At 53.0% G+C, this 23,929-nt stretch carries 23 protein-coding genes; 6 read left to right on the top strand and 17 right to left on the bottom strand.

Going from position 1 to position 23,929, the window contains the following annotated elements:
- Positions 1-270 precede the first annotated feature (270 nt).
- Complete coding sequence (locus FRY97_RS19925; protein WP_147169379.1) at positions 271-795, bottom strand: RNA polymerase sigma factor; 525 nt, start codon at positions 793-795, stop codon at positions 271-273.
- Between the two features lie 163 nt (positions 796-958).
- On the bottom strand, positions 959-1,480 hold the full coding sequence (locus FRY97_RS19930) for a helix-turn-helix domain-containing protein (RefSeq protein ID WP_147169380.1): 522 nt from the start codon (positions 1,478-1,480) through the stop codon (positions 959-961).
- Between the two features lie 181 nt (positions 1,481-1,661).
- Here FRY97_RS19930 and FRY97_RS19935 point away from each other — a divergent pair, with 181 nt between their 5' ends.
- The 3 genes from FRY97_RS19935 to FRY97_RS19945 all read left to right on the top strand — a co-directional run bounded on the left by FRY97_RS19935 (position 1,662) and on the right by FRY97_RS19945 (position 2,894).
- A complete protein-coding gene (locus tag FRY97_RS19935; RefSeq protein WP_147169381.1) occupies positions 1,662-2,087 on the top strand; it encodes a YtxH domain-containing protein in 426 nt (141 codons plus the stop codon).
- A 145-nt stretch (positions 2,088-2,232) separates the two neighbouring features.
- The gene (locus FRY97_RS19940) at positions 2,233-2,589 is read left to right on the top strand and encodes a phage holin family protein (RefSeq protein ID WP_147169382.1); all 357 of its coding nucleotides are present in this window, start codon (positions 2,233-2,235) and stop codon (positions 2,587-2,589) included.
- A 2-nt stretch (positions 2,590-2,591) separates the two neighbouring features.
- Positions 2,592-2,894: a hypothetical protein gene (locus FRY97_RS19945; protein WP_147169383.1), complete on the top strand. Its 303-nt coding sequence runs from the start codon at positions 2,592-2,594 to the stop codon at positions 2,892-2,894.
- A gap of 2 nt (positions 2,895-2,896) precedes the next feature.
- Here FRY97_RS19945 and FRY97_RS19950 read toward each other — a convergent pair whose 3' ends face one another.
- From FRY97_RS19950 to FRY97_RS19970, 5 genes are all read right to left on the bottom strand, one after another.
- Positions 2,897-4,186, bottom strand: coding sequence for a bifunctional folylpolyglutamate synthase/dihydrofolate synthase (locus FRY97_RS19950; RefSeq protein ID WP_147169384.1), 1,290 nt, complete (start codon positions 4,184-4,186; stop codon positions 2,897-2,899).
- Positions 4,187-4,535: 349 nt separating this feature from the next.
- Complete coding sequence (locus tag FRY97_RS19955) at positions 4,536-5,423, bottom strand: hypothetical protein (protein WP_147169385.1); 888 nt, start codon at positions 5,421-5,423, stop codon at positions 4,536-4,538.
- Between the two features lie 112 nt (positions 5,424-5,535).
- Positions 5,536-5,931 (bottom strand): ExbD/TolR family protein, encoded by a 396-nt coding sequence (locus tag FRY97_RS19960; RefSeq protein ID WP_147169386.1) that lies wholly within the window; start codon positions 5,929-5,931, stop codon positions 5,536-5,538.
- Positions 5,932-5,989: 58 nt separating this feature from the next.
- On the bottom strand, positions 5,990-6,388 hold the full coding sequence (locus FRY97_RS19965) for an ExbD/TolR family protein (protein ID WP_147169387.1): 399 nt from the start codon (positions 6,386-6,388) through the stop codon (positions 5,990-5,992).
- A gap of 12 nt (positions 6,389-6,400) precedes the next feature.
- Positions 6,401-7,093: a MotA/TolQ/ExbB proton channel family protein gene (locus FRY97_RS19970; RefSeq protein WP_147169388.1), complete on the bottom strand. Its 693-nt coding sequence runs from the start codon at positions 7,091-7,093 to the stop codon at positions 6,401-6,403.
- A gap of 405 nt (positions 7,094-7,498) precedes the next feature.
- On the opposite strand from FRY97_RS19970, the gene FRY97_RS19975 reads away from it, so the two are divergent.
- Positions 7,499-9,886: a 3-hydroxyacyl-CoA dehydrogenase/enoyl-CoA hydratase family protein gene (locus FRY97_RS19975; RefSeq protein ID WP_147169389.1), complete on the top strand. Its 2,388-nt coding sequence runs from the start codon at positions 7,499-7,501 to the stop codon at positions 9,884-9,886.
- Between the two features lie 33 nt (positions 9,887-9,919).
- A complete protein-coding gene (locus tag FRY97_RS19980; protein WP_147169390.1) occupies positions 9,920-11,092 on the top strand; it encodes a thiolase family protein in 1,173 nt (390 codons plus the stop codon).
- Positions 11,093-11,359: 267 nt separating this feature from the next.
- On the opposite strand, the gene FRY97_RS19985 is transcribed toward FRY97_RS19980, so the two are convergent.
- The 5 genes from FRY97_RS19985 to FRY97_RS20005 form a co-directional block, all read right to left on the bottom strand.
- Positions 11,360-11,827 carry a hypothetical protein gene (locus tag FRY97_RS19985; protein WP_147169391.1) on the bottom strand — a complete coding sequence of 156 codons (468 nt, stop codon included), beginning with the start codon at positions 11,825-11,827 and terminating at the stop codon, positions 11,360-11,362.
- Between the two features lie 186 nt (positions 11,828-12,013).
- On the bottom strand, positions 12,014-12,322 hold the full coding sequence (locus FRY97_RS19990; protein WP_147169392.1) for a hypothetical protein: 309 nt from the start codon (positions 12,320-12,322) through the stop codon (positions 12,014-12,016).
- 194 nt (positions 12,323-12,516) lie between these two features.
- Positions 12,517-13,551, bottom strand: a complete 1,035-nt coding sequence (locus tag FRY97_RS19995) for a cytochrome c (RefSeq protein WP_147169393.1) — start codon at positions 13,549-13,551, stop codon at positions 12,517-12,519.
- A 23-nt stretch (positions 13,552-13,574) separates the two neighbouring features.
- Positions 13,575-14,456 carry a DUF5777 family beta-barrel protein gene (locus FRY97_RS20000; protein ID WP_147169394.1) on the bottom strand — a complete coding sequence of 294 codons (882 nt, stop codon included), beginning with the start codon at positions 14,454-14,456 and terminating at the stop codon, positions 13,575-13,577.
- Between the two features lie 20 nt (positions 14,457-14,476).
- Positions 14,477-14,881, bottom strand: a complete 405-nt coding sequence (locus FRY97_RS20005; protein ID WP_147169395.1) for a hypothetical protein — start codon at positions 14,879-14,881, stop codon at positions 14,477-14,479.
- Positions 14,882-15,094: 213 nt separating this feature from the next.
- On the opposite strand from FRY97_RS20005, the gene FRY97_RS20010 reads away from it, so the two are divergent.
- Complete coding sequence (locus FRY97_RS20010; RefSeq protein ID WP_147169396.1) at positions 15,095-15,508, top strand: BrxA/BrxB family bacilliredoxin; 414 nt, start codon at positions 15,095-15,097, stop codon at positions 15,506-15,508.
- Between the two features lie 86 nt (positions 15,509-15,594).
- Here the strand turns inward: FRY97_RS20010 and pdxH are convergent, their stop codons facing one another.
- The 5 genes from pdxH to FRY97_RS20035 form a co-directional block, all read right to left on the bottom strand.
- On the bottom strand, positions 15,595-16,242 hold the full coding sequence (pdxH, locus tag FRY97_RS20015) for a pyridoxamine 5'-phosphate oxidase (protein ID WP_147169397.1): 648 nt from the start codon (positions 16,240-16,242) through the stop codon (positions 15,595-15,597).
- Positions 16,243-16,731: 489 nt separating this feature from the next.
- The gene (locus FRY97_RS20020) at positions 16,732-20,178 is read right to left on the bottom strand and encodes an efflux RND transporter permease subunit (RefSeq protein ID WP_147169398.1); all 3,447 of its coding nucleotides are present in this window, start codon (positions 20,176-20,178) and stop codon (positions 16,732-16,734) included.
- Positions 20,179-20,235: 57 nt separating this feature from the next.
- Positions 20,236-21,402, bottom strand: coding sequence for an efflux RND transporter periplasmic adaptor subunit (locus tag FRY97_RS20025; RefSeq protein ID WP_147169399.1), 1,167 nt, complete (start codon positions 21,400-21,402; stop codon positions 20,236-20,238).
- Positions 21,403-21,433: 31 nt separating this feature from the next.
- Positions 21,434-22,855, bottom strand: coding sequence for a TolC family protein (locus FRY97_RS20030; protein WP_147169400.1), 1,422 nt, complete (start codon positions 22,853-22,855; stop codon positions 21,434-21,436).
- A gap of 57 nt (positions 22,856-22,912) precedes the next feature.
- Entirely contained in the window at positions 22,913-23,518 is a 606-nt protein-coding gene (locus FRY97_RS20035; RefSeq protein ID WP_170254774.1) for a TetR/AcrR family transcriptional regulator, read from the bottom strand.
- Between the last annotated feature and the right edge of the window lie 411 nt (positions 23,519-23,929).

A 23,929-nucleotide genomic window follows, 5' to 3' on the forward strand; every position in this document is an offset into this window, starting at 1 on the left:
CGAAGAGTAGCCTCAAAAGTCGCCGCAGGCAACCCCTAGTTTTAGCCTTGACAGACCACTAGAGCCCGAAAAGGATGAACGCCTGCGGCATTTTGGCTTACGCCCATAGGCATTCAACCGGCTATATGGCAAAGAAAAAGGGCTGCCACAGCAGCCCTCAGTCAGTTTTCGTTTTCCGTTATACCAGGTAAAAAGGCGCAAAGCAAGAAATCAACATTCTGGCGATACAGCCCGCTCTACCCACTGGAGTTCATGCAATAACCAGCCAATCTAGTTCACGTCAGGACGCTGCCCGTAGCGGGCCTGGATCAGGCCTTTCAGCTTCTTACGGGCCAGGAAAATCCGGCTCTTCACCGTCCCAATCGGGATCCTGAGCTCTTCGGCAATCTCCTTGTACTCAAACCCCTTGTAGAACATCAGGAACGGTACACTGTAGATATCGCTGATTTCCTTAAAAATCCGGTCGTACTCCCGCATACGCATGTTCAGCTCCCCGCTGTTAGGGATGGCATTTTTATTTTCCACCGCAAAAAGGAAGCTCTCAACCGGCTCGTTGACATTCCGGCGGAGCTTTGCCTTCCGGTACTGATTGATAAAGGTATTGCGCATAATAGTAGAGCACCAGCTCTTGAAATTGGTGCCCACCCGGAACTTGTCCCGATGACGGTAAGCGCGCATAGCGGTTTCCTGCATCAGGTCTTTAGCATCCTCCTTGTTTTTAGTCAGCTTCATGGCGAAGGCGAACAGGATACTTTCTAAACCGGTAAATGCTTTGCTGAACTCTAAGGTTGACATAGTTTGTGATTTTGGCTTGCACGAATTGTTAATTAAATACACAAAATACCGTGCAAAGTCCATGCCAAACTCAAAAACCAATAACCAAAGGGGTTTTTAGAGTTTATTTTTCACTATATTGATTAAATAAAGTCGGCGTGATTAAATATAATCAATATTTGGTTTATTCCATTCCCTTCCCCCCGGATTGCAGCAGCTCAATAAAGGATTCATTCAGGGACACCATGTGGTCGATAAGGTGCAAAAAGTTGTCTACATCGGCTTGCCCATCAGCCTTCCCCTCGGCGGCAGCCTCTTGCTTATAACGGTAGAAGATCCGGAAACCTTCCAGCATTTTGCGGACGCTCAGAGATTTGCGCACAAAATCCTCAAGTGCCTGAGGGTCAATCTGCCCTTCCAAGCCAGCGGGGAACTTCCCGGGCAGCTCTTCCGAAGCAGGCGGCAGGAAAGGCTGCTGAATACCGCCGTGCCCTGCGATATCCACGTGGATGAGCTCTGCCATATTCACATCAAACAAGCGCGCCATGCGCAAGATCAGGCTAAGGCGGGGCTCCACATTTTTGCTTTCGTAAGCTGCGATATTGCTCCGCTTGATCTCCAGCTGCATAGCCAGCTCCTCCTGACTCCACTGCCGGCTTTTCCGCAGATAGCGGATATTTCTAGATAGGTAATTTTCCAATTCCATACCCTGTGTTTTCCTTGACTGTAGCCTTATTATATGGTTATTGCAGAGCAGGCAGCAAATTGTGCATTTTCTTCTCAATAACCAGATGTTTTCGAACGTTTGGAACAAAATTACTGTTTAAATAATAGAAGTTGTGCAAATCAATTTCCTTTTTTATTCACAATAAATCTCAAATTAAACCATGAAAAAGAACAATAGAGAAAAACTGGCATTAGGGCTTGGATTACTTGCAGGCGGAGCACTTGGCTTTTGGCTCAACAGCGATAAAGGGCGGCAGGTAAGGACAGATGCTGCAGACAAAGCCAACGAGTACAGCACCAAAGCCAAAGAGCAAGCCGAACAGCTGGCCAGCAACATCAACAATCAGGCTGCTGAAATTTCGGAGCGCCTCAACAAACAGGCAGAAAGCCTGAGCAAAAATTTATCGTCTGCCTATGAACAAGGGCGCGAGTACGTAGACAAGGCCAGCCACACTGTACGGGAAAAGCTGCAGAAAACGGAGCGCGCCGCTCATGAAGCTACTGACGATTTCCAGGCGGGCGTCAATTACGCCTTGGAGAATATCCGCAAGCAGGCTGAGGCGATGAGCAAGAACGGCTCCCGCTAGCCTATCCCCTCCCGAAAGCCATCTGGAAACAATTGAAAGGCTGCTCCCGGCCAACGGGCAAATGGATGTTCAAATCCTTTTGCCCGTTTTCTATTCCTGAGCTCGGCAGCTTATCTTAGCACAGTGCCACCAAAACAAACCGCGCATGAAACCAACAGAATCCCTAAATGAAACCCTGGGAGAGGCATACGGCTACCTCAAGGCTTATTTACATCAACAACTAGAGTACTACAAGCTCGATACCGCAGAGCGCCTATCTCACACCCTATCCTTAGCCCTCACAATAGCCATCTTGGCGGGCATGAGCATGCTGTTCACCGTTTTCCTCTCCGTTGCCGGAGCCCTCTACCTGGGCGAGCGGCTGGGCTCTCTGCCCCTCGGCTTTTTGCTGGTCAGCGGGGCTTATGCCTTGCTCACCCTTTTTCTGCTCATTTTCCGCAAGCAGCTCATCACCAATCCTATCCTATCCAAAATCATTCAGGTCTTTTTTCAAACCCCTTAAGCATGGAAAGCAAAAACATACAGAACCTATCAGACCTGCGCCGCAGAAAAGAAATCTTGAAGCTGGAAATGAAAGTGACGCAGCAGGCTATCCGGAATACCACAAAACAAGCCGAGAACAGGCTGAAGGACCGCCTCATCAAAGGGGTGCTCATCCCAATTGGGGCAGGCGGGCTGGCTTCCCTGCTCTTTCAGCAAAAAGAGGGCGTTCAGGAGCACCGCCCTTCTTGGCTGGCTTTCCTGAAACAGCTGGTTGACAAAATAGACGAGCGCTTTTCTGAACAGCAGGAAGCAAAGAAAGAATAGCCTCAGACCACTTCCGCCACCACAAATATACTGCCCCCCACATAGATCAGGTCTTCAGGGCCGGCTGCTGCTTTGGCGGCATTCAGCCCCGCCTGAACGCTAGGGTAAGCCTCTCCATTTAAGCCCTGCCCTTTCGCGGCAAGCGCCAGGGTGCCGGCGTCAAGCCCACGGGGTATATCAGGCCTGACAAAATAGTATGCGGCTTCGGAAGGGAGCAGCTGTAACACCTTGCCCGGATCTTTGTCATTTACCATGCCCAGCACCAGGTGCAGGCGCTCGTAAGGCTGCCGTTCCAGTTCTTCCATAGCCAAAGCTATGCCCGCCGGGTTGTGGGCGCTATCGCAAAGCACACGGGGCGACTCCTGCAATAGCTGCCAACGGCCTAGGAAGCGGGTCTTCGCGCGCAGCCCCTTTAGCCCTTCCCGCACTGCGGCCTCCCCCACGCTACCTTCAGGGAGCCACTGCAAAGCCTCAAGTACCGCCTGTAAGTTCTTTTGCTGATAGCTGCCATAGGCATTCAGCTCCAGCCCGGGGTAACGCAACGCCCCTTCCCTGTACACATCAAAAACCATGGCCGAAAGCGCTGAGCTCACAAGCCTTGCCTCCCAATGCTGATCGGCAAAACAGACCGGGGCAGATTCCTTTTTGGCCTTCGCCAAAAAAACCGGCCGCACCTCCTCTTGCGTCTCACTAATGACTACTGGCGTGCCCGGTTTGATGATGCCCGCTTTTTCACCGGCAATCTCAGGCAGGGTGTCCCCCAAAAACTGCTGATGGTCATAGCTGATATTGGTGATGATGCACAGCTCGGGGTTAAGGATATTAGTGGAATCGAGCCGCCCGCCCATACCCACCTCAATGACTGCCCAATCGACCCCCTGCTTGGCAAAATAGTCGAAAGCCATAGCCACTGTAATCTCAAAAAAGGAGGGTTGTATGCGGCTGATGAGCGCTTCGTGGGCAGCAACGAAGCCCACGACGGCCTGCTCTTCCATGAGCTGGCCATTGACCTTGATGCGCTCCCGGAAATCACGGTAATGGGGAGAGGTGTACAAGCCCGTTTTGTGCCCTGCGGACTGCAGTATGGCCGCCAGCATATGTGCCGTAGAGCCTTTGCCGTTGGTGCCCGCAATGTGAATAGCAGGATACTGTTCTTGTGGATGCCCAAGCACTTCACAGAGCAAGCGGATATTCGTCAGATCTTTTTTGAATGCTGCCGGCCCTTGCCGTTGGAACATAGGTAGCTGCTCATAAAGGAACTCCAGCGTCTGTGCATAAGATCGCTTTGCCATAGCGTACAAATTTGCTGGCAAAGCTAAAGAAAAGTCCGCCATCACGTATGCGCCCCTGCCTTTTGCCTTGCCCTATTTCACAGGGCAGCCCTGCAAAGCAATAAGGCTTTGCAGGGCTGTGGCAATACACTAGTGCGGCTAGACCAAATTATTTGACCGTATTTCCACGCTTAAGCCCTTTCTGGTGCATGGCCTTTAAAGCGTAAAACCCTCATTTAGCTTTGGCTAACCTCCGGTTTCCGGGTCTCGTCTAATCAAAAAATTGCTAGTTTTCGACTCGAAGACCAAAATCCCAACACGCTCGTAACTGTAAAAAAAATTACGGCTCAATCCACTAGGATACCGGCAGCTATTGTGCCCGGAAGTTGTAAGTAATGGTGCCGCACTGCCTGTCTATATCCCCTCTCGCAAACTGCCACTTTTTGGCCGAGCTGATAGCCAGGTTTTTCAAGCGGGCGCTTGAAGCAGTACTCCCCCTTTGGGTAAATTCAGCAGAGATAACGCTCCCAGAGCGGTCTACACAAACTTTCACCACCACGATCCCCTGATCTTGGGAATTGTCCTGAGGCTTGTGGGTGCGCGCTACGCCCCGGCTGCCCAAGCCGCCCCCGACGGTGCCGGAGCCGGTGCTGATGCCGGTGAGGATATCAGAGTTGGGGTCGCCATTGGGGTCGCCCTGATTGCCCGGCGTACCGGTATTGCCTTTGCCATCTCCACCGCCGAAAAGCCCGCCTACAGAGTTTTTCAGGTCTGCAGCTTCAGCCTCTCTTTTCTTCCTGGCCTCTTCTGCTTTCCGCCGGGCCTCTTCTTCCGCCTTTTTTTTAGCCTCTTCCTCAGCTCTCCGCTTCCGGTCGGCCTCTGCTTCCTGCCGTTTTTTGCGTTCTTCCTCCTGCTTGCGCAGAGCGACCTCGCTATCTTCTGCAGTGATGACCTCCCGGTCAGGCTCAGGCTCGGGGTCAGCCACTGACGGCTCAGGCGGAGCAGCAGCTTCTTCGGGCGGCAGCTCCTCGTCTTGCACTTCTGCCGGTGTGGTAGGGCCTGCATTTTCATCTCCGCTGCCCATATCCGGCAAGCCCAGATTGACCAGTATGCCCTCCTGCCCGGGCGGGGGGTCAGGGAAAGTGAGCAATGGCAAAAGGGCGAGCATCAGCAGCGCGACGTGTACCGCTACGCTGATCATCATGCCACGCTTTTTGTGCTGTTCGTCCTGCTGCGTTACTTGTGTCTCTACAGCCATATTCTTTGTGGTTTTCCAGGGCGCTGCCCAGGCATTCAATGCTTTTAACGCCTGCCCCCCTGCCTTTAAGGCATAGGGCGGGCGGTTTTAGATTACTTTAACGGCAGCAGCCCTAATCCTTTTCCGTTGCCAGCACCCCATTCACTTTGTAGCGCATAGCAAGGTCCATAACCGCTACTACATACTCCGTTGGCGTCCCCTTGTCCGGAGAAATGATAATGCTAGGCTTGCTGCTCCGGGACAATTGCCGCATTTGCTGCTCTAGATCGCTCAGGCTCTGCCGTTTATTGTTGAGGAAGTAACTGCCCGAAGTACTGATGCGGACATCATCCACCTGTGAAGTACTCGGCTGGGCAGAGCGGGAACTGCTGGGCAACTTCAGGTTGAGCGCGTTGGGCGCAACCAGGGAAGAGGTGAGCATAAAGAAAATCAGCAGCAAAAAAATAATGTCTGTCAGAGAAGACATATTGAACTGTGCCGATACTTTATTCCGTTTTTTTATTCCCATGTTTTTTGCTTTTGAAGCTTGCCAGAAAGGGGGGCGTACACCCCCGGATAGCGGGTAATTAAGAGCGGGGCTCAGTAGCGATGATAGCGCTGACTTTCAGCCGGTTCGCCATTTCCATAATTTCTACCACCCGGTCGAAAGGGGTACCGATCTCGGCTACGATGGTGATAGCGGCATTCTCCCGGTTGCCCATAGCGCCTACTTCTGAGCGCAGCGCGCGCTCGACATCCCTTCCGCTCACTTCCTGATTATTGACCGTGCTGCGGCCGTTCTTCTCCAAAGTGACCACGATAGAAGTGGAAGCCACCGTTTTGGAGTCGGACTTGGGCAGCTCAAAGGGCTGTATGCGGACTAAGGTCGAAGTAAGCATAAAGAAAATCAGCAGCAGGAAGATGATGTCGGTCAAGGAAGACATGCTAAACTCTGCACTGACCTTGCTTCGCTTTTTGAGTCCCATGGCAATTCCAGTTTAGGCAGAAGGCTCCTGCAGTAAGTCCATAAACTCCACTGTGGTGCGTTCCATTTTAAAAACTACTTTCTCCACATTAGCTACAAGCAGATTGTAGCCAACAAAGGCCAGGATACCGATAAACAGCCCAAAAGCTGTAGTGATAAGGGCTTGGTAAATGCCCCCCGCCAAAACATCGGGCGTCACGTTCTGCTCTGTCGCCATTTTGTAAAACGCCAAGATCATGCCTGTCACCGTACCGAAAAAGCCGATCATCGGGGCAGCACCTGCGATACTGGCCAGGGTGGAAAGGTTTTTCTCCAGCTTGAAAACCTCCAGGTTGCCGACGTTTTCGATCGCTGCATCGATATCGCGCAGGGGCTTGCCAATCCGCTGTAGCCCTTTCTCGACCATACGCGCCACCGGCGAGTCTGTAGTCTGGCACAACGCCTTGGCCCCGGAAATATTCCCAGACTGTACGTTGGCACGGATATTATTCATGAAGTTTTCGTCAATTTTCCCAGCCCGCTTGATCGTGAGGTAGCGCTCTACGAAAATGTAAATCGCCATTACGGACAGCACAAAAAGGACGAGGACGATGATAATCCCCAATGGCCCGCCCTTGGTGATGATGTCAAATAAGCTTTGAGTACCGACGCCTTCGCGGTCGAGGCCTTCCGCCTCCTGAAACAACAGTAAAGTTTGTTGCAGCATAATTCCTTGGTATATGGTTTTTGTTTTGATACGGCTTCCGGGAGCCTCAGCCCACAGCACGTTCGGCCGGGCAAACAGTTGGTTAACGCCGGGCAGCGCCGGAAATTTTATAGCCTGCCTGGAAATCTACAATGATTTTCTGGCCGTAGCTCCGGCAATTTATCAAACAAATGGTAAATATTGCAATAGATCACCTTTTATAAATGCGCGCCGGGCAGCCGCTCTACAAAACTCCCCTTGCTCAGTTAGCGAAAATTCGCTAAATTTGGCAACCTCGTTGTCATCCAGTGGTTTTTGACACAACAGGCAGGGCGGCATTTTACCGCCCTCAACACCTGATCCGGGCATGGATGGCCCGGAAGGTACTTATTTCCCCACATTATAAAACCTCCAACGCTAGACTCAATGAGCAGAAGAATCAAAAAAGTAGCGGTCCTAGGCTCCGGTGTAATGGGCTCCGGCATAGCCTGCCACATGGCCAATATCGGCCTGGAAGTCGTGATGCTCGACATCGTCCCGCGCGACCTCCCCGCAGAAAAAGCCAATGACCCTGCCGCCCGCAATCAGATTGTAAACGGAGCACTGGCCAAAGCCCTAAAAAGCAAACCTGCACCTTTATATACCAAAGACCTGGCCAAGTACATTACAACGGGCAACTTTGAAGACGATCTGCACCTGATCGCCGGCTGCGATTGGGTCATTGAGGTGGTCATTGAGCGCCTTGACATCAAGAAGCAGGTTTTTGATCAGGTAGAAAAGCACCGCAAGCCGGGCTCCCTCATCACCTCCAATACTTCTGGCATCCCCATCCACCTCATGCTGGAAGGCCGGAGCGAGGATTTCCGTAAGCACTTCTGTGGCACCCACTTCTTCAACCCTGCCCGCTATATGCGGCTACTAGAAATCATACCCACACCCGAAACGGACCCTGCCGTTATTGACTTCTTCATGAGCTACGGAGATATCTACCTCGGTAAGCGGACGGTACGCTGCAAAGATACCCCGGCATTTATTGCCAACCGGGTAGGCGTATATGCTATGGCAAAAATTTACCAGCTCACCACTGAGCTTGGGCTCAGCATAGAGGCGGTCGATAAACTTACCGGCCCGGTTATCGGGCGCCCCAAAACCGGCACCTTCCGGCTAGGGGACCTTGTTGGCCACGATACCGCTGTCAACGTCATCAAAGGGCTGAAACAAAACTGCCCGGACGATGAGCAGGCTTCCACTTTTGAAATCCCCAAATACCTGGACTTCCTCCTGGAGAACAACTTCCTGGGCAACAAGACCGGGCAGGGCTTCTACAAAAAGTCAAAAGATGAAAATGGCAAACGGCAGATTTTTGCCCTAGATTTAGATACCCTCGAATACCGCCCATCTGAAAAACCGGAACTGCCAAGCCTCAAGGCAGCCAAACAGATTGACGATACGGCCAAGCGAGTACAGGCCATGTTCAAAGCGGAAGACAAGGGCGGAGAGCTCATCCGGCGCTCCCTGCTTGGCCTGTTTGCTTATGTCTCCAACCGCGTGCCTGAAATCTCTGACAACATTTACAGCATAGACGATGCCATGAAGGCCGGATATGCCTGGAATATTGGCCCTTTTGAGTATTGGGACATGATCGGGCTGGAAAAAGGCATTGAAATGGCTGAAGCCCAAGGCGAGCACATCGCACAATGGGTCAAGGATATGGCAGCCGCAGGGCACACTGCCTTCTACAAGCGCGAAGGCGGCCTCAAGAAATACTACGATCAGGCGGCACAAGATTATCAGGTTGTACCGGGCACCAAAGAGTTTATCATCCTGGACAACTACCGCGACCGGGCGCCAGTCATGAAAAACAACGAAGTCATTCTGCATGACATAGGCGATGGCGTGCTCTGCCTCGAGTTCATATCCCCACACAACTCTATTGGGGAAGGGGTGCTGCGCGGCATGAACGAGGCCATCCAAATTGCAGAAGAGGGCGAATGGAAAGGGCTCGTCATTGGCAACAACGCACAGAATTTTTCTGTGGGGGCCAACCTGATGATGATTGCCATGCTCGCCTATCAGCAGGAGTTTGACGAGCTGAACATGGCCGTCAACCTTTTCCAGCAGACCACTATGCGCTGCCGCTACTCTTCCATCCCTGTCGTAGCGGCCACTCAGGGCTATGTTTTTGGAGGAGGCTGCGAAACCATCATGCACTGCGATGCGGCCCTTTGTGCGGCAGAGTCTTATATCGGGCTGGTTGAAGTCGGCGTCGGCCTTATCCCCGGCGGGGGAGGCACCAAGGAGTTTGCGGTACGGGCGTCCGATTCCTTCTTCGAAGGCGACGTGCAGATCCCTACCCTGATCGAACAATTCAAGACCATTGCCCTGGCCAATGTCGCGACTTCAGCCCCACAAGCTTTTGACTATGGCTACCTCCTCCCTCAGAAGGACGAAGTGGTCCTGAACACGGAGCGCAACATAGCACAGGCCAAAGCTAAAGTGCTGGAGCTGGCCAAAGGCTATACACAGCCCGTACAACGGCAGGATGTGACCGTCTTGGGCCGCACAGGGCTCGCAGCCCTCTATGCTGCGGCCAACGAGCTGCGGCTGGGGCACTATGCTTCAGCGCACGACATCAAAATTGCGCACAAGGTAGCATGGGTACTTTGCGGAGGCGACCTGACCGGGCAGCAGCAAGTATCCGAGCAGTACCTCTTGGACATTGAGCGGGAAGCCTTCCTCAGCCTTTGCGGCGAGCAGAAAACCCTGGAGCGCATACAGCATATGCTGCAGACCAACAAGCCCCTGCGCAATTAACCTCCTTTCTAACTTCAAACTGAGCAAGATACCATGGAAGCATATATCGTTAAAGCTTATCGTTCTGCCGTTGGCAAAGCCAAAAAAGGTGGATTCCGGAACTACCGCTCCGACGACCTCGCGGTGGACATCATACAGCACTTATTGCAACAAACGCCCGAGCTGGACCCCAAGCTCGTAGACGATGTCATCGTAGGCTGTGCCAACCCGGAAGGGGAGCAAGGCTTACAGATTGGCCGTCAGATTTCTATGCGCGCCTTGGGCAAGGAAGTGCCAGGCATGACCGTCAACCGGTACTGCGCTTCTGGCTTGGAGACCATCTCCATCGCTGTCGCAAAAATCCGGGCCGGCATGGGGCATATCTATGTGGCAGGAGGGGCAGAAAGCATGAGCGCCATCCCAATGACCGGCTACAAGCTGGCCCCTAGTTACAAAGTGGCTGCTTCTACCCCCAACTACTTGGCCAGTATGGGCCTGACGGCAGAAGCTGTAGCCAACAAATACGGCATCAGCCGCGAACAGTCCGATGAATTCGCTTACCGCTCCCATGTCAAAGCGGGCAACGCCATAGACGAGGGCAAGTTCAAGGATGAAATTGTGCCCGTAACGGTAGAGGACGTCACGGTTGTGGACAACAAGCGGGTCAAAAAAGAACATACAGTAGCCATGGACGAAGGGGTCCGCCGGTCTACTACCGTGGAGGTACTGGGCAAGCTGCGCCCTGCTTTTGCACAAGGCGGGGTAGTGACCGCAGGCAACTCCTCTCAAACTTCCGACGGAGCAGCGTTTACCCTCGTCATGAGCGAAGAGATGGTCAAACAACTGGGGCTGCAGCCTATCGCGCGCCTGGCGTCCTGTTCTGTGGCTGGCGTTGAGCCGCTGTACATGGGCATAGGCCCTTGCGCAGCTATCCCGAAGGCCTTGCAGTATGCGGGCCTAAAGCTCGATGACATTGATTTGATCGAGCTCAACGAAGCCTTTGCCGCACAAGCCCTGGCTGTCATTCAGGAAGCCCACCTCAACCCGGAGATCGTCAACGTCAACGGGGGGGCTATCGCGCTTGGCCACCCGCTTGGGTGCACCGGTGCCAAGCTTTCCACTCAGCTGTTCAATGAAATGCGCCGCCGCGGCAACAAATACGGCATGGTGACCGCCTGCGTAGGCGGCGGGCAAGGCATTGCTGGCATTTACGAACTGCTGAACTAAACGGCAAGCCCTTGCAGGCTGGGCGTAAACCCAAATGTAGCTGGGCTTTAGCCTGGCTTGGCCTAGCGCTGCGAAGGGGTGGCAAGCCCGATAGGGCCGAGCGGACAGCGAGCCCCGTAGCATAGCGGCACCTGCCGCCGGGCAGGGGCAGGCCCCTATCCTTGCGGAAGGGGCAGGCAAAAAACGACAACCTGCTTGCGCCCTTGCTGGCTTGCGTTGCTACAAACATTCCCAACCTAACGGTGGCAGCATCCCTGCCGCCGTTTTTTATACTTTCGAAGATTGGCGCTTGAGGTTGATCCAGCCGATCTTGTGCTCAGGGGCAAAAGGCGCAGGGGATACTTCCTGCCAATACCCTTGTAGGAAGTTGCCTTCCAGCCCGCGCCGGAAGACAAATTGGTACTTGCGCACATAGCGCCCGTTTTCCAACATTTTCGCGGTGAAGCGAGATAAAGTCTCCTCCTCCTCGGTCATTTCGCGCAGGTACACTGACCGGTCCTCGTACATTTTGCCGATCAGCTCTTGCTGCAGTATGGTGTCCTGCCCAACAAAAATGTAGGAACTGCCGCGGATGAGGCCATCTTCCAGCTTAAGGTAGACTTCGAAGCGGTGCTTTACCCCCGTGCCTTTTTCTTCAATCTCTCCCGTCCAAAGCCCCTCCAGCCCATTCTGAGCAGAAAGGTTTACACAAAACAAGCTCAAAATACCGAAGAGCAGCCCTTTCATAATATACATGGTGTTCTGTTGTCAATGATATCAAGCCTGCCTAATATCGGTAGAATCGGGCAGCCTGTCAAATCGGGCAAGCTGGAGCCGCCGGGGGGCTATTTCTCCCTATCGCTTACCGGCCCTGTGCTGCCGACGCCAAACCATGGTTCTGAAACCTGACTATTCCAAAAAGGGAGCAGCCGCTGAGATGGCCTATTGTTGAAAAAACTGCCAGACAAGGGCGGACAAAGACAATGCTGATAGCGCAATGGCCAAGCGGAGCACTTCCTTGTCGAGCTGCTCTGCACTGCGCTTTCCCCTGCCGAAAAGGCCCGCTACAATTTTTTGTATTACCGCTGCCAATATCAGGTACGCCAGAGGAAGCCCGGCCAGCCCGATCGCTTGGGTGCCTTGGGGGGCAAAAAGCCAGTAATACAGCCCCCCGGACAGCCAAGATAGTACTAACAAAATCTGAAGTTTTTTGCGGTTGCCCGGTTTGACCCGCTCTCCAAAGAGCATCATATACAATAGAAATATTTTATTGGGCACATACCGGACCGCCTTCAGGTTTGGGGGCTGCCCCTGCCTGAGGGCAGGGAGCCGCTATGCTGCGGGGCTCGCTGTCCGCTCGGCCCTATCGGGCTTGCCACCCCTCCGCAGCGCTAGCCCGATCCCAAGATAAAGCCTGCTGTATGCTGGCCTACGCCCGCTCCACTTTACCGGCCTTGCCCCTCAGCCCGGAATTCGATATAGGCACGCAGGTCTTCCATTTGCTGATGAGACATTTTCTCCAATGTGTAATTGGGCATGTAGGGCTTATAGCCAGGCACAGGCGAGGTACCGTACCGGCCTACCTGATAGGTGGAGTACTGTGTGTATTTGGGGAAGTGTTTGGCCAAGTGCTGAAAGGTAAGCTGTGCATGATCTAAACGGAAGAAACTGTACTTCTCGTTTTCATGGCAGTGCAGGCAGCTGAGCTCGTAGACGAGCCTGCCGTTTTCTACCGAAGTGGTATCTACCGGATAGCCTGCTTTCCGGTCTTCAGGTGGGGCAACAAAGGTAGCTGGGGAGCCCTGCAAAAACCGGGAACGCACCAACTGCCGGGCCTTTTCCAGCCCCTTGCCCTCCCGCCGGGCAGTTTCCAGTATTTCCAGGTCCTGTACAGAGAGCTCCAAGTCTTTAACTTTTAGCCCTATGGACTGAAGGTAGGCCACAACAGACTCCATTTCCCAAGGGGCCAATGCCCTGCCCTGCGAGCATTCTGTCGCACAAAGCTGTATGGCTTCGCGCAGGTCGTTCCGGGCCGCTTCTACCAAACTGCCGTACTTCTTTTCGTAATCCCCGTTGTAAAACCGGGTGCGGTCTACTGCCCCGTACAAAGTGGTGCCTTGCAAAAAAGGCAGGCCATTGTCGCGGGCATACTCCAAGCGGGCCTGAGGGTCTGCCACGGTCAGGTCGGGGTCCTCTCTTTCCATATTATGGCAAGCCGTACAAACAAAATGCTTGCTCTGTTTTGAAATCCTATTGCCGTCTGGCCCGGAAGCAAAACCAGTATGCACAATTTGGCGGCCCGCCTCAGCTGAAACCCCAGCCAAAGCGGTGTCAGCCTGCACAACCAAGGTATCCCCAAGCTCGGCCAGCAGTTGGGCGACAGCCATCTCAGGAACAATGTGCCTTGCAGCAGGGGCTGGCATGAGGGCCATCAGCCCAGCAAGAGAAAAAACAGCGATAAACAAGAGGAGCCGGTACATAAGATGTTGTTTTTGGGCCGTCCTTAAAGATTGAACAGGCGAGATATGGTAAATCCAAAACGGAACTCCCCGTCCAGCCAATTGGTAGTGGTATATGGGATGTAGTCGGTTTCCATGATGCCCGTTGCATTGGTAAAATTAAGCTGGAAGATATGCCCCCCGGAATCAATTTCAAAACCAATGCCGAGGATAGGGTAAAAGCCGTTGTCCGTAGAGCGGTAGCCAGAGAAAGGCAAAGTAAAATCGCCTACTATGCCCAGTACTCTGCTGACTTGTACGCGCGCGCCCATCCCCAGCGAGAACAAGCCATTCTCATCCTGAAAGGGGACGATATTGCGGTGCGTGTAGCCGGGCACCAGCTGCAGGGCAATACGGTCCGACAATTTCGAGGCGATCATGAGCTGCCCGTGATAAGCCATGCGGTGTGAAAACTGGCTAAAACTCCGGATGATATCGGGGTTGTCCGGGATGCGCTCAGAGGTAGACACCCCTGCCACGCCCAAAGCGGTAATGGTAAAGGGAGCGCCTCCTTTGGCCTGTTTCAACAGTTGGTACTTGAACGTCCCGTGGAGCACCGCCCTCAGGCCTGCCTGCCCATCAGGCAGGGTGCCAGCCCCTTTGGCCCGGTAAAAGCCCGCTGTGAATTTATCGGTCAGGCCATATTCAGCCCCTATCATGACGTCAGCGGCGGTCTCCAGCCCGTAGAAGGTAGCCCAGCCACCGTTATCGCCGAGCAAATCCCCAAACCGGTGGGCAATGCGGACATCGAGCTTGCGTTTGGGCAAGACTTCCACCGATTGCATATTGACCACACGGGAATCTTTAAAGGTTTGAGCAATGTAATCTTGGGCCGGCAGGGCGCCGACAATGAAGGCCAGCAATATTGTAAAGGTTAAACGGTTCATGGTAAGGAGTTTTTAGCAGTTTATTCAGGGTGGCCACTGTCCAGCCAACATTCGATGAGGTCAAGCTCTTCGGGGGCCAGGTCTTTCGGCCGCCCATCCGGGGCATAGTTTGGGGGCATGCCTTGGTTGGGGTCGTCTTTGAGCAGCAATACCCGGGAACGGAAAGCGCCACTCTCTATATTGGGCAATACCCCTTCATAGGAAGTGTAAGTGCCTGGTGCTGTGCCATCAAGGTGGCAGCCGGAGTAGGCACAGCTTTCGGAAATGATCGCCTCGATCTGCCCAACGTAAGTTGGGATGGTATCTTGGCAAGTTGCCGCTACCTGAGGCTCCGGCAGCCGGTCGTTAGCACAGCCTGCAACTATCAGTTGTAGCGCAGCCGCTGCAGGCAGCATTATCCATAAAGTGTGAGCTCTAATGTTCATCTTGTGTAGGGTATTGTATTTGGGGCGGCAAAGCCGTAGGGCCCGCCTGTACGCAAAAGGCGTTAAGACTACTTGCTGTTGAAAAGTACGGAGCTAGGGCCGGCAGGGTTTCTATCGGGCAGAAAAATTTGCAGAATTGAACCAACTTTTACACTTAGGTGTATTATGCAGGACAAGTGAAAATTATCCATTGCAATTCTAAACTGATATCATATGTACCCCGCAGAACTTACTGCACCTATGGCTAAAGATCTGACCGACTTTGGCTTCCATGGCTTACAGTCCGCTGAAGAAGTTTCCCAGGCCCTTGAGCAGCCTGAAGGCACGACCTTGGTGGTGGTCAACTCTGTTTGCGGTTGCGCTGCAGCTAATGCCCGCCCCGGCGCCAAGCTGGCAGCTCAACACAGCAAAACGCCAGACCGCATGGTTACCGTTTTCGCAGGCGTAGACAAAGAGGCTACCGCCAAAGCCCGTGAGTACATGGCCCCTTACCCGCCCTCTTCGCCTTCTATCGCACTTTTCAAGGATGGCAAACTGGTCCACTTCTTGGAGCGCCACCACATCGAGGGCCGTTCTGCTGAAATCATAGCCGAAAACCTCAAGCTGGCTTTCGAACGCTACTGCTAAGCAGGCGCTTTGTGAGCGCTTAGCGCCTAGCTGAAGCGCTAAGCTAGAAAAGCCCGGAAAGCCTATTTGCTTTCCGGGCTTTCCCGTTAAGGGGCCAAGCGCTGACGGAGCCACTGCCCATCGCCCTGAAGCGTATACGCTACCCTATCGTGCAGGCGGCTGCTGCGCCCCTGCCAAAACTCTACATAAGAGGGCTTCACCCCATATCCGCCCCAATGTGGGGGCTTTGGAAGGGCATCGGCAGCACTGTACTCCTCTTGCAGCTTACTGACGTTGCGCTCCAACACAGCCCTTCCCTCTATGATTTCGCTTTGGGGCGACGCCCAAGCTCCAATCTGACTGCCTTTCGGCCGAGACTGGAAATAAGCTTGAGACACCTCCTCCGGCAGCAAGGCCGCCGTGCCTTCTATACGGACCTGCCGCTGCAGCTCGTGCCAGAGAAAGGTCAGCGCTACATGAGGGTTGCGGCTCAGCTCCTGGCCTTTCCGGCTGTTGTAATTGGTATAAAACCGGAAAGCGCCTGACTCTATCCCTTTCAGCAGTACAATACGGGCGGAGGGCTTTCCTTCGGGGGAAGCCGTAGACAGCGTCATCGCGTTGGGCTCCGGCACCTCCGCTTGGACCGCCTCTTCAAACCACTTCCGGAATTGAACAATCGGGTCGGTGCTTACATCACTGACCTCCAGCTCGCCGGCAGAATAATCCCGGCGCAGGTCCTCGATATTGATTGGCATAATCAGCTTCGTTTTGGATATCAACAACGGAAGGAAGGCTGGGTTGCGCTCAGCACAGAGATAAAAAAAACCCTGCCATATTGACTATGACAGGGGTCTAACGATAAACAAACACTATGAACAACACTAAGGTCTTGAACGCCTTGCTCCTGGATTATACAAGAGACGATGACGGCTTTTTATTTCCCGGTTGCGAGTGCAAACCCTCACATCCATTTCACAGGCACAAATAAAAAGAATACCAAAGCAATTAAATTAAAAATATTAAGGCTTTTGTGACATAATTAACAGCTCACTAAGTACAGTGCCGCTGCCAAAATCCAAAAAACATCTACTCAGCCCTTGCCATTCCAAAAACCTACTGCTTCGGTCAACAACGCCAGTAAATCCATCTAAAAAAAGGGACAAAATTCTAAATGCCAAAAAATACACCCCGCGACAGCGAAACTGCCCACGGGGTGTAAATCAGTAAAGCTTCAACCCTAAGTCCTAAACTGTAGGGGCTTCAACTGTGACATCTTTTCTGAACAAACGAAGCGTTAGCATCCTAAGCCTATAAGCTAAATAGTACATCACTGGCACGACCACCAAGGTGAGGAAGGTAGCAAATACCAGCCCGTAAATCACTGTCCAGGCCATAGGCCCCCAAATAGCGGTGTTGTCCCCACCGATAAAAATTTGTGGGTCCAAGTCCGTGATCAAAGTAAAAAAGTTGAAATTGAAGCCTACTGCCAGAGGGATAAGGCCCAATACAGTCGTAATGGCCGTGAGCAGTACCGGGCGCAAGCGGGTAGCGCCGCCCAGGATAATCGCCTCCTTCATATCCTCAGGCTGTAGCTCCTCGTTGCGGCCATACCCTAAGTCTTCCTGCTTGCGGCGGACCAAGATGTTGGTGTAGTCGATCAAAACGATGGCGTTGTTCACCACAACCCCCGCAAGGGAGATGATGCCCACCCCCGTCAAGATGACCGAGATATCGCGCCCGGTGAATACATAACCCAAGAAGACCCCGATTGTACTGAACAGGACAGACAGGATAATGATAAAAGGCGAGGCTACAGAGTTGAACTGAGCCACGATGATGAGGAAAATTGAGAACAAAGCCACACCAAAAGCGACATTCAGGAATTCCATATCTTCTGCCTGCTGCTGCTGCTCGCCCGTAAACTCGTACGTAAACCCGTCAGGCAAATTGTACTGCGCCATCCAGCGGTCCATTTCCTGAATGATCTCATTGGCATTATAGCCTTCCAGCACATTGGAGTAGATGGTGATCACCCGGTCGAGGTTTTTACGCTTAACCGCGCTGTACGTCGAAGTGAACTTGATGTTCGCGACCGCAGAGATTGGCACTTGGGCGATCTGCCCGGTGGCCGGGCTTCTGAACGTAACCTTCTGATTGAGCAGGTCGTCTATATTGTAGCGGTACTGCTCGTCTAGACGTATGAAGATAGGGTACTCATCTTCCCCTTCTTTAAACTTGGACACTTCCTTTCCGAACACAGCGGTACGTATGGAATTGGCGATATCGAAAGTAGACACCTCGTACCGGCGGGCAGCTTCCCGGTCTACATTGACCTCAAGCTCCGGCTTGCCGATTTTGATATCTGCCTGCAGCTCTTCAATGCCCGGGATGTTTTTGTCGTTGATATAGCTGATGACATCTTCGGACAGCAGCGCCAGCTGATCGATATCCTCCCCTTGGATTTCCAAATTGATGGGCTTGCCCGCAGAAGGGCCATCTGCATTCTTATCTACCGTAATGTTTGCGCCAGGCACCCCTTTGACCGCCTCGCGTATCTCTTCCATCACATCGAAAGTCGAGATGCCGCCACGGTCTTTTGAAGGCACAAAAGATACCGTCAGGCGCGATTTTTGCGGGGAAGCGCCAGGCTCGGGCGGGCCATTAGGGTCTGAGGTATTTTCCCCGATCTGAGTGAGCACCGCTTCTACAATATCCCGATAAGGAGCAATAGCACCATTGATGCGCTCTTCCACCTCCTGTACAGTTTCATAAGTCGCCTGAATGTCTGTGCCCAGCGGAAGCTCCACAAAAACATTGACGTAGAGCGGATCAGCAGCAGGGAAGAACTCCACCTTAGGCGGGTTGGCAGCCAATAGGGCTATGGCTACGAAAAGCAGGACGAAAGTACCGCCGAAAACAACACCGGGCACAGCAAGCGCCTTGCGGATAAACTTATCGTAAAAACGCTCGAGCACCGGCAGGAAACGGTTCTGGAACACAAATGCTGCAGGGCGCAGGGCGAACCAGTTCAGCAGGGTAACGATGAGGGCAATGCCTAATAGGTTGCGGCCGGCATCAGCGCCCGTGAAGTGGAACACTACAGCCAATACCAACATGGCTACCGCACCAATCAAGACATTATTGCGCTTCCTTACCCGGACTTTGGGGTCGTCGGCACGCTCGTCCACCTTCATAAACCTGGTGGTAAACACCGTGTTGATCACCAAGGCCACAATCAGGGAAGATGTCAAAACGATAATGAGCGTAATGGGCAGGTACTTCATAAACTCGCCAAAAATGCCAGGCCAGAAAGCAAGCGGCAAAAAGGCGGCCAAGGTCGTAGCTGTTGAAGCAATAATCGGCAATGCCACTTCACCTGCACCGTATTTGGCGGCCTCCCACCCATCGTAGCCTTCCTGCATATAGCGGTATATGTTCTCCACCACCACAATGGCGTTGTCGACCAATAGACCGAGCGCCAAAATGAGCGCAAACAGCACCACGATGTTCATCGTCACCCCGGTAAGGGAAAGGAAAAGGATGCCCATAAGCATAGACAACGGGATGGCCAAGCCCACGAACAGCGCGTTGCGCAAGCCCAAAAAGAACAACAAGACCACTACAACAAGGATGACCCCCGAAATGATGCTGTTCTCCAAATTGCTCACCTGATCCCGGGTGTTGACCGACTGATCGTTGAAAAGGCTGATCTTCAGCTCATCGGGCAGCTCCTGCCGGGCTTCCTCCACAATGACTTTGATTTTATCAGAGGCATCGAGCAGGTTTTCCCCCTGCCGCTTGATGACGTCTAATGAAATAACAGGCAATGCATCAGAGCGTGCGATGCTCGTTGGGTCCTTGAACCCAAAGCTCACCTTGGCGATGTCCCTCAGGTAAATCGGGCGCTGATTCTCGCTCTTCACAATCAAGCCTTCCAGCTCGCTCACTTCCTCGAACTCCCCTTTCACCCGTATAGCACGGCGGAAGTTGTCGTTGAGCAGCTCGCCCCCCGACATAGTGATGTTCTCAGCAGAAATCGCATTTTCAATATCGCGGAAAGTCACCTGTAAAGACTCCATCTTGGGCAGATCAATATCGACCTTCACCTCCCGCTCTCGGGCGCCTTTCAGCTCTACCTTGGAAATTTCGTCGAGGCTCTCAATTTCATCCTCTAGAAACTCCGCATAATCCCGCAGCTCATCGTTGGTATAATCCCCGGAGACGTTGACCGTCATGATAGGGATCTCCGAAAGGTTGATATCCAGCACGGTGGGGTCCTGATCAAGGTCGGTTGGCAGCTCAGACTTGGCTTTGTCCACCGCATCTTTCACCTTGCGCACCGCATCGTCCAAGTCCATATCGGCGCTAAACTCCGCTGTAATGACGGAGTAATCCTGAATAGAAGTAGATTTGATATCCTTGATGCCAGTGATCGATTGCAGCTCCTTCTCGATAGGCCGGGTGACCAAGTTTTCGATATCCTCGGCAGAGTTGCCGAAATAAGGCGTATTGATGTATACTGTTGGCCAGGCTACCTCAGGGAACTGCTCCTTGGGCATATCCTGGTAAGACTGTATGCCGAACAACATGATCATCAGCGTCAGTATAAAAACGCTAGTGCCGTTGTCGACTGCCAGGGAAGACAGGCTAAACTCTTTGAGTTTATTGTTCTTTTTATTTGTGTCAGCCATTTGGATGTTGGTTTCTAATGATTCCGGCCAGGCCGGATAAGCAATGTGGCACTACTACTACCCTGCTGTTTTTACTTCAACAGTTTGATTGTTGGCCAGGCCACGGGCGCCCTCCATGATGAGCTGCTCGCCACCTTCCAACCCTTCACGGATCACAATTTCTCCATTGTAGGCATCACCTGTACGGACGTAGACTTTTTTCGCGCGGGCCTCTTTGCCACTGCCACTGAGGACGTAAACAAAGTCCTTGCCCCCTACTTCCTGCTGTATCATTTCCAATGGCACGGTCACGACATCTTTCATCTCTTTGTCTTTGATGTACATTACAGCCAGGAGGTTGGGCTTCACCAGGTTGGAGGTAGTACGGATGCCTGCCTCCACCTTGAAAGTACGGTTAGCAGGGTCTATGGTCTGCCCGATCAGGTTGATTTTGGCCTCCTGCTCCTCTGCAAGTGCAGGGAACTCCACCTTCACATTTTCGCCCCGGCTGACCGCGCGCAGGTAGGTCTCAGGCACATCTGCCACCACTTTGAGCTTGCGGGGGTTGAGCAGTTGCAGGATGGGCATGCCCGGGGAAGCCAGCTCGCCGCTTTGGGTAAAAACACGCTCTACCACGCCAGAAGCCGGTGCATAAACCTTTGATTTGGTCATCTGAAACTCCAGCGTTTCCTTGCTCTTCTCCAAGCGATCTACGTTGTTTTTGGCTTCGAGGTATTGTATTTCAGAGCCGATGTTCTGATCCCACAAGCGCTTTTGCCGCTCGAAGACCGTCTGTGCCAGGCTAAGGGAAGTCTCAAGCTCTGCCATCTGCTTGGTGAGCTGTTCAAGGTCGAGCTCTGCGATCAGCTGCCCGCTCCGGACATTATCGCCCTCTTCTACGGTCAGCTTTACAATTCGGCCGGCCACCTCGCTGGTCACGTCAATGTAGTCATCTGCTTGTACACTGCCCTGTATCTCAACGAAATGCTTGAAATCTGTACGCTCAACAGGGGCTGTGGTCACCAGCTTCCGGTTGGCAGCTACAGCATCGGGGTCCTGCTCCGCAATCGCTTTTTCCAGGGTATTGACCATCTGTGTGAGCGCGCTGAGCGCTTCCCGCTTTTCTTTGAGCAGTGCTTTTTTGCCCTCCAGGCTTTCCGGGATTTCACCATCTGTAGCAGCTTGCTGCTGACAACCAGCAAGGGCCAACACAAGGAAGAAGGCAATTGGAGTGATATATTTCATGATCAGGTATTATTTGTTGGTTTGAAAAGGGTTATTCGCCCAAGGCCATTTCCAGGCGGGCTTTTGCCAAAAGCAAATCATAGAGGGCTTGCATGTGGTTGCTCTGCGTGCTGTACAGGCTCTGTTCTGCCTGTGTCACCTCAAGGCTTGAGCCCACGCCCTCCCGGTACTTGACCTGAGCCGTCTCGTAAATGCGCTCGGCCAGCTCCAGGTTTTTAGCTTGGCTCTGATAGCGGTCCGTGGCATTGCGGAAGTTGGTCTGCGCATTTTCTACCTCAAGGGTAATGCCGCGGACCAGGTCTTCCCTTTGATTCCGGGCGAGCTCGAGGTCCAGCTTTGCCCGCTGAATCTTAGAGCGCTTGTTGAAGCCATCAAAAATCGGGACATTCAGGTTGAGCCCCACGTAGGCCGAAGGAGCCCAAAAGCCCGTCGAAAAATCATTGCCCTGGTATTGCTCCTGCACAGCGCCAAAAGCCCGGAGGCTAGGCAGATAGCCCGCTTTGTTCAGCTTAACGTTCAGCTCGTTCATCTTGATCGCCTGCTCCAACAGCGCTACCTCGGGCCGGCTCACCGGATTGGCCTCCTCGGCTAGCAAGCTGGAAGCATCGGTCGTCATCTGATCAAGGTTGTCGGAAACGACAAGGGGCTCCGCTATGGGATAGCCAATAGTGTACTTCAGGTTGGCCAATGCCACCTCCTTTTGGCGCACGAGGTTTTCCCGCTCAATGCGCAAGTTGGACAGGGACAAGTCCTGCCGGTCAATGTCGAGCTGCTCAGCAAATCCCGCCTTGTACAATTCGCGGGTTTCGAACAAAAGCTGCTCCAGGTTGGAGATGTTCTTTTGCAAAAGCCCAATATTTTCTTGTATCAGAAGGACGGGCAGATACGCTTCGACCACTTGGTTCTTCACTTCCCTTTCCCGGGTAGCAAATTCGCGCAGGGTGTACTGCCGGTATGCTTTGGCAGCTTCCAGTGCAACGAAGAAGGAGCCGTCGAAGATCATGGCATCAAGGTTGATGCCAGCCGTAAAGTTGTTCTTCAGGAAGAAAGCGACCCCTTCGGAGGTATCCCCTCCTCCGCTCTGCCCGCCAAAAGCCTCAGAAACAGCGGCCTGAGTCATGGGCGAAAGCTGGTCGAACAGGTCTACGGCCAGCGCCTGCCCAAAAAGCCCAAAAATGTTGAACCCTTCGGGCAGTGGCTGACGGGGCACCGCCAGGTATCGCTGAAAAGAAACCGCGCCGGTGAGCTGTGGCAAGCCTGTGGAACGGCGCTCTAGTATCTGCTCTTCGGCATCTGCTATGGCTATTTGAGCATTCTTGATCTGAAGGCTGTTCTCCATAGCGTAACTTATCGCTTCTTCCAGTGTCATCTGCGCAGCTTCCTGCTGAGCAAAGCCAGGCACCGACCACAGCATCAGTGCAAGGACAATCGGGTGAATACAAAATTTCATCATGCAGGTATATTTCTAAAGTAATGAGGTTCAATGATCTAAATCGACGCCAAGCCCAGCCTATAGCTGCTCGGCTGCCAGATACTTCTCCAACAGATGCCGCCCATTGGCCGACACTATGCCGTACATATGGTACCGGACAAACTCTTGGTGCAGGTCTGCCCATAGATATTCCCGGTCCCCAAAAAAGTCTTCGTCTACCATGAGCATTGACTTCCCAACGAACAGGCGAGCGATGATCCCGGCGTCCATATCGGCACGGTAAAGGCCTTCACCAATACCGCGCTCTATATTGTCAGAGATAATCTTGAAGATGTGCGCGCGCATTTCCTGCTCCATAGCCCGCCAGGAAGACGCGTAGTACTTGTTCAGGTCATAGATGACATTTACCGAGACCGCACGGAGCTGTTCTGTCACATACCGCCCGATGCGCAGCATCTCATCTATGGGGTTAATGGATTGCGCCCTGATCTCCAACATCGCCTCCTGATCTGCCTCCAAGTGCCGCTGAAGTATCTGCTCGATCAGGTCCGTTTTATTGTCTATATACTGATAAAGGGTCTTTTTGGAGATGCCCAGCTCTCGGGCTATATCATCCATCGTCACGCTGCGTATGCCGTAGCGCATGAACAAATTAGTGGAGGTACAAATGATTTCTTTTTTCAACAGCTTCTGTTTTCCGGTGCAAAACTACACGCGAAAAACACAGGAAACAATAGTAGGTTTAAAAGTTTCCGAAGTTTTCTGATAAATGGCCTGCATTTGCCGGCCAACAAAAAAGCACTGACAACAAAAGGAAACCGCCCAATAAATACTCAAATCCAAGCCCGGCGCATTATTGGTGCCAAATAAAATTTCACAACTAAGCAAGCTGCACACAGGCAGGCTCAGCCTATTCATGCCAGCCCCATTGCCTACCGTAGGAGAAAAGCCAGATGGCATCGGGCGCAAACCAGATTGTCGTTTTTTTTTTGGGGGGGCTGCCCCTGCCAGCGGGCAGGTGCCGCTATGCTGCGGGGCTCGCTATCCGCTCGGCCCTGTCGGGCTTCCACCCCTCCGCAGCGCTAGCCCAATGCC

This window comes from Phaeodactylibacter luteus (assembly GCF_007993045.1).
Lineage (GTDB): Bacteria > Bacteroidota > Bacteroidia > Chitinophagales > Saprospiraceae > Phaeodactylibacter > Phaeodactylibacter luteus.

Excerpts from the sequence above, each read along its gene's own strand:
- pdxH (WP_147169397.1), bottom strand. The coding sequence starts at position 16,242 with ATGCCAATCAATATCGAGGACCTGCGCCGGGATTATTCTGCCGGCGAG.
- FRY97_RS20030 (WP_147169400.1), bottom strand. The coding sequence starts at position 22,855 with ATGATGAAATTTTGTATTCACCCGATTGTCCTTGCACTGATGCTGTGG.
- FRY97_RS20005 (WP_147169395.1), bottom strand. The coding sequence starts at position 14,881 with ATGAACATTAGAGCTCACACTTTATGGATAATGCTGCCTGCAGCGGCT.
- FRY97_RS19945 (WP_147169383.1), top strand. The coding sequence starts at position 2,592 with ATGGAAAGCAAAAACATACAGAACCTATCAGACCTGCGCCGCAGAAAA.
- FRY97_RS19990 (WP_147169392.1), bottom strand. The coding sequence starts at position 12,322 with ATGATGCTCTTTGGAGAGCGGGTCAAACCGGGCAACCGCAAAAAACTT.
- FRY97_RS19960 (WP_147169386.1), bottom strand. The coding sequence starts at position 5,931 with ATGGGAATAAAAAAACGGAATAAAGTATCGGCACAGTTCAATATGTCT.
- FRY97_RS20010 (WP_147169396.1), top strand. The coding sequence starts at position 15,095 with ATGTACCCCGCAGAACTTACTGCACCTATGGCTAAAGATCTGACCGAC.
- FRY97_RS19995 (WP_147169393.1), bottom strand. The coding sequence starts at position 13,551 with ATGTACCGGCTCCTCTTGTTTATCGCTGTTTTTTCTCTTGCTGGGCTG.
- FRY97_RS19965 (WP_147169387.1), bottom strand. The coding sequence starts at position 6,388 with ATGGGACTCAAAAAGCGAAGCAAGGTCAGTGCAGAGTTTAGCATGTCT.
- FRY97_RS19985 (WP_147169391.1), bottom strand. The coding sequence starts at position 11,827 with ATGTATATTATGAAAGGGCTGCTCTTCGGTATTTTGAGCTTGTTTTGT.
- FRY97_RS20025 (WP_147169399.1), bottom strand. The coding sequence starts at position 21,402 with ATGAAATATATCACTCCAATTGCCTTCTTCCTTGTGTTGGCCCTTGCT.
- FRY97_RS19940 (WP_147169382.1), top strand. The coding sequence starts at position 2,233 with ATGAAACCAACAGAATCCCTAAATGAAACCCTGGGAGAGGCATACGGC.
- FRY97_RS19955 (WP_147169385.1), bottom strand. The coding sequence starts at position 5,423 with ATGGCTGTAGAGACACAAGTAACGCAGCAGGACGAACAGCACAAAAAG.
- FRY97_RS19930 (WP_147169380.1), bottom strand. The coding sequence starts at position 1,480 with ATGGAATTGGAAAATTACCTATCTAGAAATATCCGCTATCTGCGGAAA.
- FRY97_RS19935 (WP_147169381.1), top strand. The coding sequence starts at position 1,662 with ATGAAAAAGAACAATAGAGAAAAACTGGCATTAGGGCTTGGATTACTT.
- FRY97_RS19970 (WP_147169388.1), bottom strand. The coding sequence starts at position 7,093 with ATGCTGCAACAAACTTTACTGTTGTTTCAGGAGGCGGAAGGCCTCGAC.
- FRY97_RS19980 (WP_147169390.1), top strand. The coding sequence starts at position 9,920 with ATGGAAGCATATATCGTTAAAGCTTATCGTTCTGCCGTTGGCAAAGCC.
- FRY97_RS20020 (WP_147169398.1), bottom strand. The coding sequence starts at position 20,178 with ATGGCTGACACAAATAAAAAGAACAATAAACTCAAAGAGTTTAGCCTG.
- FRY97_RS20000 (WP_147169394.1), bottom strand. The coding sequence starts at position 14,456 with ATGAACCGTTTAACCTTTACAATATTGCTGGCCTTCATTGTCGGCGCC.
- FRY97_RS19975 (WP_147169389.1), top strand. The coding sequence starts at position 7,499 with ATGAGCAGAAGAATCAAAAAAGTAGCGGTCCTAGGCTCCGGTGTAATG.
- FRY97_RS19950 (WP_147169384.1), bottom strand. The coding sequence starts at position 4,186 with ATGGCAAAGCGATCTTATGCACAGACGCTGGAGTTCCTTTATGAGCAG.
- FRY97_RS19925 (WP_147169379.1), bottom strand. The coding sequence starts at position 795 with ATGTCAACCTTAGAGTTCAGCAAAGCATTTACCGGTTTAGAAAGTATC.